We start from the raw sequence: 17,346 nt of genomic DNA, 5'->3' as shown, positions 1-17,346 counted from the left end.
TAGCCTGTTTTGGTAGATTCTGCTTTGTGCTGTCTGGCGTTTGCGGGGCGGGCGTTTGCAGGGTGGGCGTGCCGTTTGACAGGGTCGTGTTCGAGGGGGTCGACATTGATCATTCCATCTGTGACGGTTGCCTTGCGACAACCAGATCATTAAAGTTTTCCTGAAATTGCTACATTGATGGGGCGGCAATATGGCAGGATCCGGGCGATCTAGGGATGGAATGGCGACGCAGCAAGGGGATCGCAGGGCCTGTGGGCGAATTCCGCCGAAAGCGCAGTGAAACCGGCCGATATCAGCCGGTCCCGGTGACGTTACTGTAACAATACGCAATCAGGCAACGGTCAGCATACGTCTTAACCCGCTGTTGTCCTTGATCAGATCCACAAGTGTCAGGCGATCAAGCGAGGCGTAAAAGGCCTCTAGTGCTGTGCCAAAGGCGAATTTCAAGCGGCAGGCATCCACAAGAGGGCAGTTGGCAGCCGCGAGGGGATCGGTTTCCATGCATTGGGTAAAGGGCACCGAGGCCTCAAAACAGCGCACAACCTCACCCACGCGGATTGAGGCCGGTGGGCGGCTCAACTTCAGTCCGCCGCTCCGGCCACGCACGGTAGTAATAAACCCTGCCTGTGCCAGTTTGTGAATGACCTGTGCCAAATGGTTTTCCGAGGCGTCACAGCTTTTTGCGACCTCTTGCTTGCGTACGACCTGCCCTTCATTCACCGCACAATGCATCAACGTTCGCATGGCAAGATTGGTTCGTACTGTCAGTCTCATGCGCTCCGCCCCTCACTAATTTTTTTGAGGTTAGGCAGGCAATAAAGCCGTGACAATGATCTAGATCAGATCGAATTTACAGCCATAGCGTGAACTGTCCCGGGCAGGCTTGCAGGGCCAGATAATATGCGCGTAAAACAGGGGCCAACCGTCCTATCACATAATTCACGGACAGGAGCCGCCGATGATCCGCACGATCCCCGTCACCCCTTTTGAGGGTCAGAAGCCCGGCACCTCCGGCCTGCGCAAGAAAACCCGCGTTTTCATGCAGCCGCATTATCTGGAGTGTTTTGTTCAGGCGATTTTCGAATCGGTCGGCGGGGTTGCGGGTAAGACGCTTGTGATTGGCGGCGATGGGCGGTTTTATAATGACCGCGCGGTTCAGATCATTCTGGCGATGGCGGCGGGGCAAGGGGCCGTGCGGGCGATCGTGGGGCAAGGCGGGCTTTTGTCCACGCCTGCGGCAAGCCATTTGATTCGGCTGAATAAAACTGACGGCGGCATCATCCTTTCGGCCAGCCATAATCCGGGCGGCGAGGACGCGGACTTCGGCATCAAGTTCAATATGCCCAACGGCGGCCCGGCACCTGAATCCGTGACCGAGGCGATGTATGCCGCCACCTGCAGCATCGCCGAATACACCCTGTTTGAGGCCCCCGATCTGGATCTGGATCGTATCGGTAAAACCTCCTTTGGGGATATGCAGGTCGATATCGTCGATCCTGTTGCCGATTATGCTGACCTGATGGAGAGTTTGTTTGATTTCCCCGCGATCCGCGCCCGTTTTGCGGCAGGGTTCACCATGCGGTTTGACGCGATGTGCGCGATCACCGGCCCCTATGCGGTGGAACTGTTGGAAAACCGGCTGGGGGCTGCTAAAGGCACCGTGACCCATGCCACCCCCTTGCCCGATTTTGGCGGGATGCACCCCGACCCGAACCCGACCTGGGCGCATGAGCTGATGGCCGAAATGATGGGCGAGGACGGTCCTGATTTCGGGGCCGCCTCTGATGGGGATGGCGACCGCAATATGGTGCTTGGGCGCGGGGTCTATGTCTCGCCCTCTGACAGCCTTGCGGTGCTGGCCGCCAATGCGCATCTGGCCCCCGGATATGCCCGTGGCATCGCAGGCATCGCGCGGTCCATGCCGACCTCGGGGGCCGCTGATCGTGTAGCCGAGGCCATGGGGTTGCCGTGTTTTGAGACGCCGACGGGCTGGAAGTTCTTTGGCAATCTGCTTGATGCGGGGCGTGTGACGCTTTGTGGTGAGGAAAGCTTTGGCACAGGGTCCGATCATGTGCGTGAAAAGGACGGGCTTTGGGCGGTTCTGCTCTGGCTGAATATTCTGGCCGTGCGCGGGCAATCGGTGGCCGGGATTTTGGCCGATCATTGGGCACGCTTTGGTCGCAACTATTACAGCCGCCATGACTTTGAGGCGATTGAGGTGGCCAAGGCTGATGCCATGATCGTCGCCCTGCGTGCGCGTCTTTCGGATCTGTCGGGGCAAGAGGTTCAGGGCATGACCATCCGGGCGGCGGATGATTTTGCCTATAGCGATCCGGTGGATGGATCGGTCAGCAAGCATCAAGGCATCCGCATATTGTTTGAGGATGGGAGCCGCATTGTCTACCGCTTGTCTGGTACGGGAACCGAAGGGGCGACCTTGCGTGTCTATCTGGAGCGGTACACGCCCGGCACGGGGGATTTGCAGCTTGACCCTCAGGTCGCATTGGCCCCGATGATCAAAGCCGCGCAGGAGTTGGCAGAAATTGCCCGTCATACCGGTCGCGACAGCCCGGATGTCCTCACCTGACTTAAGTATGAAGGTTTTCGTTTAAGTAAACGGCGCAACCCGTTAAAATGGCATCGCTATCCATGATCGCCCTTACGGCGAACCTACGCATGTCCAAGCTAAAGGGACCCTTGTCCACAAAGGCGGATTCAAACCCTTTTCCTTCCAGAAGCGGGCCGAATTCCCGCGCCAGCTTGCCACAAAGATAAATACCGCCAAAGGGCGAATATGTCAGCGCCAGATCACCGACATATGCCCCCAGCAGCCGGACAAAAAGCTGCGCTGCCTTCTCGGTGCCGTTTTTCGGGATTGGCACGGCCGTGACCAGCCTGGGGGTGGATGGCCGATTAGATACAAATGCACCCAGCCGTTCCAGGCCGCGACGGGACAAGACCTCTTCAACCGCCACATAGCCGACCGTTTCCTGAAGATATTGCGCCAGTTCTATATCTTCGGTCAGCTTTAGCGGCAGGCGGGCATGGCCACATTCCGAAGGGGGGATGATTCGGCCTGCGGATGTTTCATATACCGGCACGGCATTGAACCCGCAGCCAACCCCGACCACCAGGCTTCCCTCTTCGGGACGCAGGGGTCCAGGGATCACCGCCAGCAGTTTTTCCGGCGCGATATGTCCCAAGGCGTGGCCCTGTGCCTGAAGGTCGTTCAGAATCGCAACCGTTGTCGCCCCGGTCACATTTTTCAGCATCGCCTCATCTATGGTCCAGTCCAGAGCGGTCAAATTTGCCACCCCCCCCCTGACCGGCCCCGCCACAGCCACGCAAGCCCCGTCCAAATCCCCCGCACCCGACAGGTAGCTTTGCAAGAGCGCCTCCACCCCCGCAAAATCGGCGTTTTGAAAATGGCGGATGGTGTCGGACAAAAGCTCTGGCCCCTTTGCAAGCGCGACAGATGTGCTGGTCCCGCCGATATCGGCAACAAGGGAAAGGGGAAAGGGCATGATAGATCCTTGGATTTGATACGGCGGGAACGTTTCAAACTGCTGGGGGTGGGCCTTGGAGGTGTGCTGCGATGATTTCAACTAAAGTATGTGCCGGGCTTTGTGCTCTTATAGGTTGAACCGGATGTTTACACTGTTCAAGTTCTAACGCTAAATAGTCCGTTTATAAGAAGAAAATGGCTGATTTATAGGATGCTCCGATACAACCCGAGATTGACACAAACAGGGTAATCACCGACTGTGGCAATCATGGGTTATTTTTGTGACGCTTATGCGCAATTTCCGGAAGGGCAGTGATGAAACCGAGCTTTCTTATGCGGGCAGTTGTGATTTCGCTTTTGGCAGGCGCTGCACAGGCAGAGGAGCTGAAATTCGCGCCGGGTGTTGATGCGCGCTTTCATTGGGACAGTTATGAGGCCTTGAAAGCGACCGATCTGCAGGGTCAACGGCTGACAATCGACGGCACATGGGCGGGCGTGGACAAGGCGCTGTTCGAAAGTGTGATCGCCTATTTTGAGGCGGCGACGGGTGCCGAGGTCGAATATTACGGTGGCGACGGGCTGGAGCAGCGCGTGCTGATTGATGTCGAGGCAGGCTCTCCGCCGGGCATCGCGATTATCCCGCAGCCGGGGCTGGCGGCAGATCTGGCCAAGCGGGGCAAGCTGACGCCTTTGCCGCCAACGACTGCGGATTGGCTGCGCGAAAACTATGCCGCAGGGCAATCCTGGGTCGATCTGGCGACATTTGAGGGGCCGGATGGCACGCCCGCGCTTTATGGGTTCTTTTATAAGGTCGAGGTCAAATCCCTCGTCTGGTATGTCCCTGAAAACCTTGAAGATGCCGGATATTCTGTACCCGATTCAATGGAAGGGTTGAAGGCGCTGAGTGATCAGATCATCGCAGATGGGGGAACGCCATGGTGTATCGGGCTCGGCTCTGGCGAGGCGACGGGGTGGCCTGCGACCGACTGGGTTGAGGATTTGATGCTGCGTAACAACCCGCCGCAAGATTATGACGCATGGGTTGCCAATGAGATGCCGTTTGACGACCCCAAAGTGATTGCCGCGATTGAGGATTTCGGAAGCTTCGCGCGCAATGATGCCTATGTGGCGGGGGGGGTGGAGGCCGTTGGCGCCACGGATTTCCGCGATAGCGTCAAGGGTTTGTTCACCTCTCCTCCGGCTTGCTATCTGCACCATCAGGCCAGCTTCATCCCCTCTTTTTTCTCTGAAGGCACCGTGGTGGGACAAGATGCGGATTTCTTTTACTTCCCTGCCTATGAAGGCAAGGCGCTAGGCAATCCGGTGCTTGGTTCCGGCACCCTGTTCGTGATCACCGAGGATAGCCCTGCCGCAAAGGCCTTCATGCGGTTTCTGCAAAGCCCGATCGCACATGAAATATGGATGGCACAATCCGGTTTTTTGACACCACACAAGGGGGTTAACCCGGAAACCTATAGCGATATGACAGCACGCAAGATGGGGGATGTCCTGTTGGGGGCGGATACATTCCGTTTTGACGGCTCGGACCTTATGCCGGGGGCAATCGGTGCTGGTGCATTCTGGACGGGGATGGTGGATTACGCCGCCGGCAAGGAGGCGGCTGCGGTGGCGGCCGATATTCAACGCACATGGGACAGCATCAAGTAGGATGGCTTTCAGTCTGCCAACGTAGGGCTGAAGAGGGGGTGCCATGGAACAGGTCGGGGCCACGGCCGTAACGGTATTGATCGGCGTCTTTGGCTGTACGGGGTATTACTTCTTGTCCAATCGGATGCTTGATCGGATCTGTCGCGCTGATGTGCTGCGGTGCAATCACATCCGGCCATGGCTTTTCATGCTGCCGGCCTTGGTGCTGATGGGGCTCTATCTGCTCTATCCGGTTTTCGTGACCCTCTGTTTGTCCTTTATGGATGCCGAGGGCGATCATTTCGTCGGAGCGGCGAATTATCTCTGGTTGATGCAGGATGCGAAATTCCGTGAAAGCATGCTCAACAACCTGATGTGGCTTGTGGTTGTGCCTGCGGCCTCTACCGTTTTGGGCCTGATAGCGGCGGGTGTGACGGACCGTATCCGTTGGGGAAATTTTGCCAAGGCGATGATTTTCATGCCCATGGCGATTTCCTTCATTGGGGCGGCTGTGATCTGGAAGCTGGTTTATGACTATCGCCCCGACGGAGAGGAACAAATAGGCCTTCTCAATGCCGTTTGGACGGCGATGGGCGGGCAGGCGCAGGTTTGGCTGGACTCACCGATCCTCAACTCGGTCTTGCTTATGGTGGTGCTGATCTGGATCCAGACCGGCTTTGCGATGGTGATCCTGACTGCGGCCTTGCGCGGGATTTCAAAAGATATTGTCGAGGCGGCCGTGCTGGACGGTGCCTCTCCTGTGCAGGTGTTCCTCAGGATCAAGATCCCACAAATCGGGGGGACGATCTTGGTGGTTTGGACGGTAATCACCGTCACCGTGCTGAAAGTCTTTGATATTGTCCTGACCATGACCAATGGCCAATGGGGCACGCAGGTACTGGCCAATCTGATGTTTGACTGGATGTTTCGCGGCAATGATACGGGGCGAGCCTCTACGGTGGCGATTGTCATCATGCTGATGGTGACGCCGGTTATGATCTGGAATATTCGCAACACCCTGCGGGAGGTCCGCTGATGCCGGGGGCGCGATCGCGGCTGGTCGTCGCAACCCATCTTTGCGCCGCTGTCTTGGTGTTGTTATGGAGCATCCCGACCTTTGGTCTTTTGGTGTCCAGCTTTCGTGATCGCGATCAGATCAGCGCTTCGGGCTGGTGGCGGGCCATGTTCCCGGCCGAGGTTTCCAGTCAATACCGCGCGGCCCCCCCGTCTACGGCAATTGTGAAGAACGGATTATATACCATTGAAGGGAATATATTTAACGGAGCAGGGGGAGAGGTGATTGCCTTTGGGACATCCATCCGTTCGCCAGCGGAATATGCCGTTGGCCGTCGGGTAGTTGCGCAGGGGGGTGAGGCGGTGACACTGACCCGAAACGGGGATTATAGCATCACATCCACAACCCCGATGACCGGCCCCCGAGGCATGCGGATATTTGCAACCACCGTCAGCCCGGCAAAGTTCACCCTTGGCAATTTCGACCGCGTTATCGGGGCCGAAGGCATGGGACAGGCGTTTTTGAATACGCTGACGGTCTCTATTCCGGCAACGGTGATCCCCACGCTGATTGCGGGTTTTGCGGCCTATGCCTTGGCGTGGATGAGGTTTCCGGTCCGCGCGCTGGTTATGGCTGTTGTGGTCGGGCTTATGGTGGTGCCTTTGCAGATGGCGTTCATCCCGCTTTTGACGTTTCACAACAAGATCGGCATCGGCAAAGGCTATCTCGGGGTGTGGCTGGCGCATACGGGTTTTGGCCTGCCGCTGGCGATATATCTGCTGCGCAATTACATGATCACCCTGCCCAGAGAGATCATCGAGAGTGCGCGTATCGACGGCATCCCCGAGTTTCAGATTTTCCTGCGGATCGTTTTGCCGCTGACCTTGCCGGCCCTTGCCGGTTTTGCGATTTTCCAGTTCCTATGGACCTGGAATGACCTATTGGTGGCTTTGGTCTTTTTGGGCAGCTCTGCGGATCAGCTGGTTTTGACAGGAAAACTGCGCGGCATGATGGGCGCGCATGGTGGCGAGTGGGAGATTCTGGCAGCGTCGGCCTTTGTCACTATGGCGGTGCCATTGCTGGTGTTCTTTACCATGCAGAAATATCTGGTCCGGGGTCTTTTGGCCGGATCGGTGAAATAGGTCGGCGGTGAAAAGGAAAGAATTATGGCCGATCTAAAGTTGGTGAATATCTCGAAATCTTATGGCGATGTGCAGGTTTTGTCGGATCTCAACCTCGATATCGCGCGCGGGGAGTTGGTGGTGATTGTCGGCCCGTCGGGTTGTGGCAAATCGACCCTGCTGCGGATGATCGCGGGACTGGAACGGATCGACAGTGGCCAATTGTCGATTGGGGGGCGGTTGATGAACGATCTGCCGCCCGCGCAGCGTGGGGTGGCGATGGTGTTTCAATCCTATGCGCTTTACCCGCATATGACCGTGCGCGAGAATATGGAATTCGCGCTCAAGATTGCCAAAAAACCAAAGGCCGAGGTTGCCGCAGCCGTGAGTAAGGCGACGCAGATCTTGCAGCTTGCGCCCTATCTCGACCGATTGCCAAGCGCGCTTTCGGGCGGGCAGCGGCAGCGGGTCGCAATCGGGCGGGCGATTGTACGTGACCCCAAGGTTTTTCTGTTTGATGAGCCGCTGTCCAATCTGGATGCGGGGCTGCGCGTGGCGACCCGGATAGAGATCGCCCGGATCAAAGAGCAGTTGCCTGATACGACGATGATCTATGTCACCCATGATCAGGTCGAGGCGATGACCCTCGCCACGCGCATCGTTGTGCTGGCCGAGGGTGGGATTGCGCAGGTTGGCCCTCCGCTAGAGCTTTATTTGCGGCCGAAGAACGAATTTGTCGCGCGGTTTATCGGCTCACCCGCGATGAATCTTTTGGCCGGGGAGGTGGTTCAGACGGGGGCGCAAACCGTTGTCCGCCTGGATGGCGGCGGTAGGGCGCGCTCGGCTGTGCCGAGCTTGGCCGAGGATTTGGGCGCAAGGGTCAATATCGGCGTGCGACCCGAAGACCTGACCCCCACCGACGGCCCGCCGCTCTACACGGGCGAGGTGGAGATTACCGAGGCCTTGGGCGAGGTGACGATGCTCTATTTCAAACAGCAGGGAGGGACCGCGCCGCTTTTGTGCAAGCTGCCCGGGATTCATCCGGGCCTGCGTCATACGACCGTGCATCTGACGGCAGAGCCGGACAAGGTACATCTGTTTCAAGATGGGGTCTCATTGCTGTATCGCTAGAATATCCAGAGCAGGGCGAGAAAGATCGTACTGATCAAAACGGCGGCAAGGGCGGGCACCCAGAATGTAAAATGTGGCGCGGGGATGGGGGGCATTTTCTCTCTCTCACAGGGTCAGGTTTTAATAGGATGTTTAGGTTTCCCATGTCTTAACGGATCTATGAAAATCTTATGGGATAGCGTTGATGAGCTTGGCTGGCAGGCTCGTGTGGCCGATAAGGCCTATGGGTTGCGCCAGTCTTGGGGTTATGGGCAGGCGATGGCGACACTGGGCGGCAGGGTTGGCCGCGCGCTGATCGTCGAGAACGGCGTTGAGCTTGCGATGGTGCAGGTCCTGCAGCGTCGGGGATTGCGCGTCATCGGACAGGGGCCGATCTGGCTTGGGGATTTGCCCCTTGCGCAAAAGCGTAGGGTCCTGGGGCGGCTTGCGCTCCATCCGGGGCTGACGGTTGTGACACCGGATGAGGCGATAGCGGGGCCGGGGATGATCCCGCTGGTCACGCCACAAAGCCATGCGATCTGGGAGATTGGCAAAACAGATGCCGAGTTGCGGGCGCAGTTACAGGGTAAATGGCGCAACCGTCTGGTGAAGGCCGAGGCCATGGTGCAGCCGCGTATTCTTGGTAATGACAAGACCTTGCACAAGCTGGTGTTTGAAGAGGCGCGCCAGAGGCAGTCGCGCGGCTATCGCAATCTGCCTGGGGAACTGGCAGTGCATTGGCCGGGGGAGAAGCTGGTTTTGGGGTGGCACTCCGGTGGGGCGCTTCAGGCGGGGATGGTGTTTTTGGTCCATGGGCAGGTTGCGAGCTATTTTCTGGGCTGGAACGGTGCGGCGGGACGCAATGCCTTTGCCCATGGGCCAATGCTGTGGCGTGCGGGGCAGATGCTGCGCGCTCGCGGGGTTATAAGTGTGAACCTTGGGGCGATCGATACCGAGGGTGGCGCGTCCCTTGCGCGGTTCAAATTGGGCACCGGCGCTGTGGTGCAACGCGCAGGGGCGACAAGTCTGGTGTTGCCGCGCGGGGCGGGCGGTTTGCGGGGCATCGAACCCCGCAAACCGCCATTGCCATGGACAGGGTGACAACAGGTCGCGATGCCCGTGGATCTGGTATAGGGTAGAATTGTTGTAAGCTTTTGAGGATAGCAGATGAAACGCGCGCCGATTTTCCCGCCCCCGCAATTCCCCCCCGTAAAGCTGCGCGCTTTTCAGCGTATGCCGCCGGCTGTTTTTCCCGCTGTTATGGGGTTGTTTGGTCTTGGGCTTGCGCTCAGGCGCGGGGCAGCAGTTATCGGCTATCCGCCCGCCTTGGCTGAGATGGTGCTGGGTGCTGTCAGCTTGCTGTGGGTTTTCACCACGTTTGGATATTTGCTGAAACTGCGTCAAAGGCCCGCTGTGATTATGGAGGATCTGGCGATTTTGCCGGGGCGTGCGGGGCTGGCTGCGATGTCTTTGGGTGTGTTTTTACTTGCGGCGACCATGCTGCCCTATTCGGCAGCCGCGGCAGAGGTTTTGCTGTTTGCAGGCTTGGCCGTTCACGCGGTGCTGGCGGTGCTGATTGCGCTGGCGCTTGTCAGGGGGCCGGCAGAGGGGCGACATGTTACGCCGGTCTGGCATTTGAATTTCGTAGGGTTCATCATTGCGGGGCTTGTGGCCGGGCCCTTGGGGTATGTCGGGCTTGGCGAGGCGGTGTTGATCGGGACCGGGGGGGGGGCTGCCATTGTTTGGGCGGTCAGCCTTGTACAATTGATCAAACGGGTGCCGCCTGCGCCCTTGCGCCCGCTGCTTGCGATCCATCTGGCCCCCGCGGCGCTGTTGGGTACGGTTGCGCATCTGTCGGGAATGAACACGCTTGCGACCGGGTTTGCCCTGTTGGGCGGGGTGATTTTGCTGGTGCTGGTGGGATCTGCGCGCTGGATCACGGCCTCGGGTTTCTCGGCGCTTTGGGCCGCTTTTACCTTTCCGCTGGCCTCTTATGCCGGGCTTTTACTGATCCTTGCGGCACGGGATGACATTTGGGTCTGGCCTGGTCTGGCAGTTTTGATTGCGGCCATTGGGATTGTCCCGTTGATTGCGGTGAAAGTTTTTCAGGCCTGGAGCAAGGGTATGCTTGCGCAAAAAACCAATGCGGCCACAGCCTAGGGTGGCCCCCATGCCCGATTTCCTTTGGCAAATCCGGGTGAGGGGGGTTGCCATTACGGCCCATGCGTGAAACAGCAAACCGCCAAACGACCGCTCCCACGGAGGTATCTCATGGAGATTCGCGAGGCCCTTACATTTGACGATGTTCTGCTTGTCCCGGCTGCCAGTTCGGTTCTGCCGTCCGATGCCGACACGTCAACATATGTTACAAAATCCATCCGGATGAACATCCCGTTGCTCTCCTCGGCGATGGATACGGTTACCGAGGCGCGCATGGCAATCGCGATGGCCCAGAGCGGCGGCATCGGCGTGGTGCACCGCAATCTGAGCGTCGAGCAGCAGGCGCAAGAGGTAAGCCGCGTAAAGCGGTTTGAGTCGGGCATCGTCTATAGCCCGATCACCCTGACGCCCGAGCAAACACTGGCCGATGCCAAGGCGCTGCAAGAGCGCTACCATGTGACCGGCTTTCCTGTGGTGGACGGGTCGGGGCGGGTGGTCGGCATTGTGACCAACCGCGATATGCGCTTTGCCTCGGATGACAGGACGCCGGTCAAGGCGATGATGTCCTCGGATAATCTGGCTGTTTTGGTGGAACCCGCAGACCGGCAGGCGGCAATATCCCTGATGAAATCACGGCGGATCGAAAAACTGTTGGTGACGGATGGCAAAGGCAAGTTGACGGGCTTGCTGACCCTCAAGGACACCGAGAAATCAGTGCTCAACCCCAATGCCTGCAAGGATGATCTGGGGCGTTTGCGGGTTGCGGCGGCCTCTACCATTGGCGATGCAGGGTTTGAACGGTCGATGGCGCTGATCGAGGCGGGTGTCGATATGGTGGTGATCGATACCGCGCATGGCCATTCCGACGGGGTGTTGCGCGCGGTTGAGCGGATCAAGGCGCAATCAGGCGGCGTGCAAGTGGTTGCGGGCAATGTGGCCACCGCTGAGGCCACGCGCGCCCTGATCGGGGCAGGGGCCGATGCGGTAAAGGTCGGTATCGGGCCGGGATCGATTTGCACAACGCGGATTGTGGCGGGCGTCGGTGTGCCACAGATGACAGCGATCATGGATGCATCCGCAGCGGCCGACGATATTCCGGTTATCGCGGATGGTGGTATCAAATTCTCGGGCGATTTTGCCAAGGCGATTGCGGCGGGCGCCTCATGTGCCATGGTCGGCTCTGCCATTGCGGGCACGGATGAATCGCCGGGTGAGATGATCCTCTATCAGGGGCGCTCGTTCAAATCCTATCGCGGAATGGGGTCTTTGGGCGCGATGGCGCGCGGCTCGGCCGATCGGTATTTCCAGAAGGATGCAGCCAGTGACAAGCTGGTACCCGAAGGGATCGAGGGGCAGGTGCCCTATAAAGGATCTGCCGGGGCGGTGGTGCATCAGCTGGTTGGCGGTTTGCGGGCTGCTATGGGCTATACCGGAAACGGTACTGTGGCAGAGATGCGCAAGAACTGCACTTTCGTTAGGATCACCGGCGCAGGGTTGAAGGAAAGCCATGTGCATGACGTACAAATTACGCGCGAAAGCCCGAACTACCGTATCGGCTAATCCGTAAAACCAAGGCGCTCCCAGCTTTTGCCCGGAGCGCCGGATCCACCGGATGGATTTGACGCGCTCAGCGGTGTTATTGGCCGGTTACCAAGACCAGTTGAAGCATCGCAACACTTTCCCATCGACAATCCAGAGCAGATGATTGTCGATGGCGAGCGTAGAAATTTTGAAACATAGGTCCCTACCCAAGAAAAATCGTGCCGAGCCTTGGCGGTTATGGCCATTCTGGCGGTGCCGTCAGATTGGCCATCAAGCGGAACGCACCGGGAACCAGCGCCTCCATTTGCAGATGCAAGATCAGCGCGCAGTGGTGGTGTTGCCCTTCACCGATCCGCGCCGACAGCAACGCGCCTTGATGCGGGGTCTCGCCCTCATCCGCCATCTCCAGCAGGGGCTGATAGGCATCGTCCCAGTTTTTGGCAAAATAGAGCCCGCGTTCCTTGACCCACCCTTCCCAATCTTGGGGGCCGATCCGGTTGGGGGCGTTGAGCAGCGGATGATCAGGGACCAGATGGGTGACGGCGGCATTTTCATCGGTGACGCGGTAGCGAAGGCTGGGCTTGCCGATCTCTAGCGGGCGGGGCGCGGTGGCCTCGGTCCAATTATCCCATGGGCGGTGATAAAGCGTCAGGAGCGTACCGCCCTTGACCACCCAGTCATGCACCGCAGGCATCAAGGCGGGCAGGCCGGGGCGAAACCGCATGGCAAAGATCCCGATCACCAGCGTGTCGAAACCGACAAGTATGCTGGGGCTCATATCCGTATCCGAAAGGGTCGTGACATCGGCCCCCATTGCGCGCAGCCAGTGATCCACGCGGTCATTGCCGCCCCCGATATAGGCGATGCGCGCGGGGGCCAACGCCACATCCGCCACGCGCAAACGCAGGGCCGCGGGGGCGCTGCGTATCAGCGCGCCGGTATGGGGATGGTTGATACGGGTCACTGTCTGGGCAGGCTGGCCCGCGACCTTTAGCGGCAGAGTATACAGCCCCTCTTTCGGGGTTTCGGGCAGTAGCACCGTCTCATTGGCAGATGTCTCAAGCGTCCGGCCATCGGGTGGCGTCAGCGTGGCACCGTCGCTCAGGCGCAGGGCAATGGGCTGCGGCGCGGCGATGTTGAGGAAAGCCGTTTGCGGTTCTACCCCGGCTTCGGTGTTGGGCAGGACCAGCACCTGCGCGCCGATGGGGTGCAAAAGCTGGACAGAGGTTTCGTCCTTGCGCAGGGTGATGGTGGCGGCCACCGGCCCTTGCGGGGCATGGGCGTGATGGATCATCGGATAGGGGTCAAAGGGCTGTGCATCCTTGGCAAGGGTGATGCCGTTCGCATCGGCCAGCCAGCCCTCCGGCAGGTGCCATTCGGCCGTGACCTCACAGGCCTCGCTGGCGGGCTGGAGCGTCAGCCCCGCCGCGATATGTTCGCCGGGGCGGGCATGGAGGCGGTCCAGCCGCGCCGTCAACCGCGCCCCCGAGGCCAGCCAAAGCACCCGCGCCAGCTGGGCCTCGGTCCGGTCCAGCCGGTGGAGCGTCTGGTCACGCGCCTCTTCGGGGCAGGTATCGCGCAAGGCGCGCAGATGGCCGAGCGCGTCAAACCCGTGGTGCAAAATCTGTGCGGTATCGGGAAAGGCGGCGATACAGGCCGCAAGCGCGCCGTCCAATGTTTGGGCGCGCGGATGACCGTCCAGCAATTCGGCATAGCTCTGCGGCAGGTTGTCGGTGATCGCGGAGCGGTCCGCCCCGACATGGCTTTGCGCCAGATGCAGCGACCAGCCCTGCGGTTCCTTGCCATCGGTCCAACGGCCCATGCCTTGGGTGGCATGAAACACGCGGGAGTGCTGGCCGATTTCGGCCCATGTCCAGCCGGATACCGGTTCCCGCCCTGCACCGGGAATATGGACGGTGGCGGGGGGCGGCGGCAGATCGTCATCATAGGCATCCCCCGCGCCGGACCATGCGGGCAGATACAGCTTGGCGACCTGCCAGGGCGCGCCCTCCGCACTGAAATCCGGATCGGCGGCGGCGGTCATTGCCTCATGGGCGGCTTGGGTCATGGCACGGTGGTGGCCATGCTGGCCGGGGATATCGAGGAAGGTCGGGCAAAGGATATCGGGCCGGTCCTTGCGGATGACCTCTACCAGCCGCCGCAGGGTATGGGCGTGGCCCCATTTGCCAAGGGTCTCGATGCCTGATTTTGAAAAGCCGAAATCAACGATCGGATCATCGGGACTGTCGGACAGCCAATACATCGACAGCCCGAGGATATCGGCGGCGGCATGCATCTCGGCGGTGCGCAGTGTGCCCAGATCGGCCCCTGCCTCGCGGCCGATGTCATTCTGCCCGCCCTCGCCACGGGTGGAACAGACATAAGACAGCGACAGCCCGTCGCGGTAAGTGAGGGCGGCCAGCATCGTGCTAATCTCATCATCGGGATGGGCGCCGGAGTTCATGAACCGCGCCAGCCCGCGCAGGGGTTGCAGCGCCCGCCAGAGCATCATGGCTGCGGGCTGGGTGGTTTGGGCGGCAATACGGGCGGCATCGGTCAGGGGCATGGGGCATCTTTCATTTCGGTGGGCAGCGCGCGGTGGGCATCAAGGCGCGGGGTGACGGTATCATGGATCACAAGGGCTGCGGCCCCCATTGCGGCGCTTTGCCTGCCAGAGGTGCCGCGCATGACCCGCGGCCTGTTGCGATCCGCGCGCCGCGAGACAGAGCCCTCGGGCAGGGATAAATGGGCGATGAGCGCATCCAGAAGTGCATCGGGCAAGGCACCGCCAAGGATGATGCTTTGCGGATCAAACAGGTTTTCCAGCATGCCGATCGCGCGCGAAAGCGCCTCGGCCGCTGTGATGATCCATTCTGTCAGCGTAGGGTCATTTGCGGCAAGCAGGGCGGTGACTGTCGCATCGGTGCCGCGCGTATGTGGGGCCAGAAGGCCCGTTGCAACCAGATGGCGTTGCAGCGAAAGACGGCTGACGTATTGCTCCAGACAGCCGCGATTGCCGCAATCGCAGGGCAGGCCGCCGGGGGTGATGATGACATGACCCAGTTCTCCTGCATTGCCGAAACCGCCGCGCAGGGGCTGGCCTTGCGATATGATCCCCAACCCCAGCCCCGATCCGAAATACAAAAACGCATAGCTCGAAAGCCCCTGCGCTGCGCCGCCCATCCCCTCGGCAAGGGCCGCGGCCGTGGCGTCCTTGTCCAGATGAACGGGCATGCCAAGGGCTTCGGCGGCCATGGCGGGGATCTGTTTCGGCTCCCAGCCGGGCAGGGTGGTGGCCCCCGCAGCACTTAGCCCCTCAACACCAAAGGGGCCGGGGATGACAAGACCGGCACCAAGAATGCGGGGCCGCTCGGCCTGTGCCTCCTTGGCCATTTGCGCCATCAGTTCCAAGACATGCGCAGGGTCGCACCGGGTCAGACGCATCTGGCGGGTCAGCCGCGCCGTGCCGCCAATATCGGTCAGCACCATTGTCAAAATATCGGGGCGGACTTCGAACCCGAGGGCCGCAGCCCCCGAAGGGTTGAAGGCATAGAGCAGCGGCGGCGCCCCGCGCGCGGCGGGCCTGCGGCCTTGGCGGTGGACAAGCCCCTCTTCCTCCAGTTCGGCCATCAGGTTTGATACGGTCTGGGTCGACAGCCCCGAGGCCTTGGCGATTTCCGCGCGCCCCGCGTCCCGGCCTTGCAAATGCCCCAGAATGACACGGCGATTGTGCGCCTTTGTCTTTTCGGCGTTGTTTCCCGCGATGTGATGGAGGCTGTGGGGCAAGGGGCAACCTTTATTCAAAACGTTTGAATAAAGTATTGATCTTTGCAGGGAAGGCGTCAACAGTTGCGTATAGGGGCCGCAATCTTGGCGGCCCCCCATAAAAACATAAGCTAGAATTTGGGCCTGATCGGGGCCGCATATGGGAGAGTATGATGATGAAAACCTTCAAGACACTGACCTGTGCTGCGGCGACAAGCCTTGCGGCGCTGGTGGCCTCTGGTCCCGCCTGGGCGGTAGAAATTGAATATTGGCAGTATATTTTTGATGCCCGTGTCACCGCGATGGATCAGTTGATCGAGAATTTTGAGGTCGCCAACCCCGGTATCACCGTCAAGCAAAGCACCTTTCCCTATGCCGATTACCGTACCAAGGTTGCCGCCGCCATTCCCGCAGGCGAGGGGCCGGATGTGGTGCAGTTGTTTTACGGCTGGCTGAATGATTACGTCGAGGCGGATCTGATCCAGCCGCTGCCCGAGGACCGTTTCCCGGTTGAACAGATCGAGGCGGATTTCTTTCCGATGGTGCGCGCGATGAAGATCGACGGTGCCTATATGGCGCTGCCGACGGCGGTGCGCTCGCTTGCGTTGTTCTATAACAAGCGGATGTTCAAGAACGCAGGCTTTGAGGCCCCGCCCGCCAATCTGGATGAGCTGGTGGAAATGGCCGCCGCGATGACCCAAAAAGACGGGGCGGGCAATATCACGGCTGAGGGCTTTACCTCTGGTATGACGGCGCAGGATCACCATTGGCTGCGCGAAGTGCTGTTGCGCCAGTTCGGCGGCGTGCCTTATTCGGATGACAATAAAACCGTAACCTATAATGATGCCGCCGGCGTGGCCGCGCTGAAGTTTTATACCGATCTGGAGCAAAAACACGGTGTAACCAGCTCTACCTTCATGGATGAGCCGCAAGCCGCCTTCAAGGCAGGCCGGGCCGCGATGCATATTGACGGCTCTTTCCGTATCGGCGCGCTAAAGGATACCCGCGGTCTTGATTGGGGCGTGGCGGAGTTGCCTGCGGGGCCGGATGGCAGCAAGTCCAACTATGCCAGCTATTGGGTGAATGCGATCACCTCCAAGGCCGAGGGTGAGAAATTCGAGGCTTCGGTCAAATTCATGGAATATATCACCAGCGATGAGGCGATGCAGATCTGGCTGGATACGGTTGGCGAATTGCCTGCGAAACCATCCGCGGCGATGACCGAGGCGAACCTTGCCGATCCGGTGTTCGGGCCGTTTGTGGCGGGGCTTGGATACGCGCAAACAACTGTCTTCGTTGACGAATCCGGTCAACGTCAGGTGCTTGTGGATGCCGTAAGCCGGATGTTCCTTGAGGGGCAATCGGCCGAGGATGCCTTGGCCGCTGCAGCCAAGGCGGAACAGGCCATTCTGGACGGCTATTACAATAAGTAAACACTGGCGCGGCGCGGGCAACTGCGCCGCACCTTGCGGGGCTTGGGA

At 59.7% G+C, this 17,346-nt stretch carries 13 protein-coding genes; 9 read left to right on the top strand and 4 right to left on the bottom strand.

All coding sequences use genetic code 11. From position 1 onward, the window contains the following. Positions 1-330: 330 nt before the first annotated feature. Complete coding sequence (locus AKU94_RS16115; protein WP_050528283.1) at positions 331-774, bottom strand: RrF2 family transcriptional regulator; 444 nt, start codon at positions 772-774, stop codon at positions 331-333. 184 nt (positions 775-958) lie between these two features. Between AKU94_RS16115 and AKU94_RS16110 the strand changes: the two genes are divergently transcribed. Next, positions 959-2,587, top strand: coding sequence for an alpha-D-glucose phosphate-specific phosphoglucomutase (locus AKU94_RS16110; RefSeq protein WP_050528282.1), 1,629 nt, complete (start codon positions 959-961; stop codon positions 2,585-2,587). 1 nt (position 2,588) lies between these two features. On the opposite strand, the gene AKU94_RS16105 is transcribed toward AKU94_RS16110, so the two are convergent. Further along, a complete protein-coding gene (locus tag AKU94_RS16105) occupies positions 2,589-3,527 on the bottom strand; it encodes a glucokinase (RefSeq protein ID WP_408633707.1) in 939 nt (312 codons plus the stop codon). A gap of 293 nt (positions 3,528-3,820) precedes the next feature. Here AKU94_RS16105 and AKU94_RS16100 point away from each other — a divergent pair, with 293 nt between their 5' ends. From AKU94_RS16100 to guaB, 7 genes are all read left to right on the top strand, one after another. Next, positions 3,821-5,173 carry an ABC transporter substrate-binding protein gene (locus AKU94_RS16100; protein WP_050528280.1) on the top strand — a complete coding sequence of 451 codons (1,353 nt, stop codon included), beginning with the start codon at positions 3,821-3,823 and terminating at the stop codon, positions 5,171-5,173. Positions 5,174-5,216: 43 nt separating this feature from the next. Next, positions 5,217-6,188 carry a carbohydrate ABC transporter permease gene (locus AKU94_RS16095; RefSeq protein ID WP_050528279.1) on the top strand — a complete coding sequence of 324 codons (972 nt, stop codon included), beginning with the start codon at positions 5,217-5,219 and terminating at the stop codon, positions 6,186-6,188. After that, positions 6,188-7,309 carry a carbohydrate ABC transporter permease gene (locus tag AKU94_RS16090; protein WP_050528278.1) on the top strand — a complete coding sequence of 374 codons (1,122 nt, stop codon included), beginning with the start codon at positions 6,188-6,190 and terminating at the stop codon, positions 7,307-7,309. Before AKU94_RS16095 ends, AKU94_RS16090 begins: the two co-directional genes overlap by 1 nt. 24 nt (positions 7,310-7,333) lie before the next feature. After that, positions 7,334-8,419 carry an ABC transporter ATP-binding protein gene (locus AKU94_RS16085; RefSeq protein WP_050528277.1) on the top strand — a complete coding sequence of 362 codons (1,086 nt, stop codon included), beginning with the start codon at positions 7,334-7,336 and terminating at the stop codon, positions 8,417-8,419. A gap of 159 nt (positions 8,420-8,578) precedes the next feature. Further along, positions 8,579-9,499 carry a hypothetical protein gene (locus tag AKU94_RS16080; RefSeq protein ID WP_050528276.1) on the top strand — a complete coding sequence of 307 codons (921 nt, stop codon included), beginning with the start codon at positions 8,579-8,581 and terminating at the stop codon, positions 9,497-9,499. Between the two features lie 66 nt (positions 9,500-9,565). Next, positions 9,566-10,558 (top strand): TDT family transporter, encoded by a 993-nt coding sequence (locus AKU94_RS16075; protein WP_050528275.1) that lies wholly within the window; start codon positions 9,566-9,568, stop codon positions 10,556-10,558. Between the two features lie 111 nt (positions 10,559-10,669). Beyond that, on the top strand, positions 10,670-12,118 hold the full coding sequence (guaB, locus tag AKU94_RS16070; RefSeq protein WP_050528274.1) for an IMP dehydrogenase: 1,449 nt from the start codon (positions 10,670-10,672) through the stop codon (positions 12,116-12,118). 217 nt (positions 12,119-12,335) lie between these two features. Here guaB and AKU94_RS16065 read toward each other — a convergent pair whose 3' ends face one another. Then, positions 12,336-14,666: a PIG-L family deacetylase gene (locus tag AKU94_RS16065; protein ID WP_050528273.1), complete on the bottom strand. Its 2,331-nt coding sequence runs from the start codon at positions 14,664-14,666 to the stop codon at positions 12,336-12,338. Further along, positions 14,657-15,886 carry an ROK family transcriptional regulator gene (locus tag AKU94_RS16060; RefSeq protein WP_050528336.1) on the bottom strand — a complete coding sequence of 410 codons (1,230 nt, stop codon included), beginning with the start codon at positions 15,884-15,886 and terminating at the stop codon, positions 14,657-14,659. The genes AKU94_RS16065 and AKU94_RS16060 overlap by 10 nt, the downstream gene beginning before the upstream one ends. A 149-nt stretch (positions 15,887-16,035) precedes the next feature. Between AKU94_RS16060 and AKU94_RS16055 the strand changes: the two genes are divergently transcribed. Beyond that, a complete protein-coding gene (locus tag AKU94_RS16055; protein ID WP_157056577.1) occupies positions 16,036-17,298 on the top strand; it encodes an extracellular solute-binding protein in 1,263 nt (420 codons plus the stop codon). Positions 17,299-17,346 lie beyond the last annotated feature (48 nt).

This window comes from Pseudorhodobacter aquimaris (assembly GCF_001202025.1).
GTDB lineage: Bacteria > Pseudomonadota > Alphaproteobacteria > Rhodobacterales > Rhodobacteraceae > Pseudorhodobacter > Pseudorhodobacter aquimaris.
This window is presented reverse-complemented; position numbering and strand designations above follow the sequence as displayed.

Coding starts and splice junctions, on each gene's coding strand:
- AKU94_RS16115 (WP_050528283.1), bottom strand. CDS start 774: ATGAGACTGACAGTACGAACCAATCTTGCCATGCGAACGTTGATGCAT.
- AKU94_RS16110 (WP_050528282.1), top strand. CDS start 959: ATGATCCGCACGATCCCCGTCACCCCTTTTGAGGGTCAGAAGCCCGGC.
- AKU94_RS16100 (WP_050528280.1), top strand. CDS start 3,821: ATGAAACCGAGCTTTCTTATGCGGGCAGTTGTGATTTCGCTTTTGGCA.
- AKU94_RS16095 (WP_050528279.1), top strand. CDS start 5,217: ATGGAACAGGTCGGGGCCACGGCCGTAACGGTATTGATCGGCGTCTTT.
- AKU94_RS16090 (WP_050528278.1), top strand. CDS start 6,188: ATGCCGGGGGCGCGATCGCGGCTGGTCGTCGCAACCCATCTTTGCGCC.
- AKU94_RS16085 (WP_050528277.1), top strand. CDS start 7,334: ATGGCCGATCTAAAGTTGGTGAATATCTCGAAATCTTATGGCGATGTG.
- AKU94_RS16080 (WP_050528276.1), top strand. CDS start 8,579: ATGAAAATCTTATGGGATAGCGTTGATGAGCTTGGCTGGCAGGCTCGT.
- AKU94_RS16075 (WP_050528275.1), top strand. CDS start 9,566: ATGAAACGCGCGCCGATTTTCCCGCCCCCGCAATTCCCCCCCGTAAAG.
- guaB (WP_050528274.1), top strand. CDS start 10,670: ATGGAGATTCGCGAGGCCCTTACATTTGACGATGTTCTGCTTGTCCCG.
- AKU94_RS16065 (WP_050528273.1), bottom strand. CDS start 14,666: ATGCCCCTGACCGATGCCGCCCGTATTGCCGCCCAAACCACCCAGCCC.
- AKU94_RS16055 (WP_157056577.1), top strand. CDS start 16,036: ATGATGATGAAAACCTTCAAGACACTGACCTGTGCTGCGGCGACAAGC.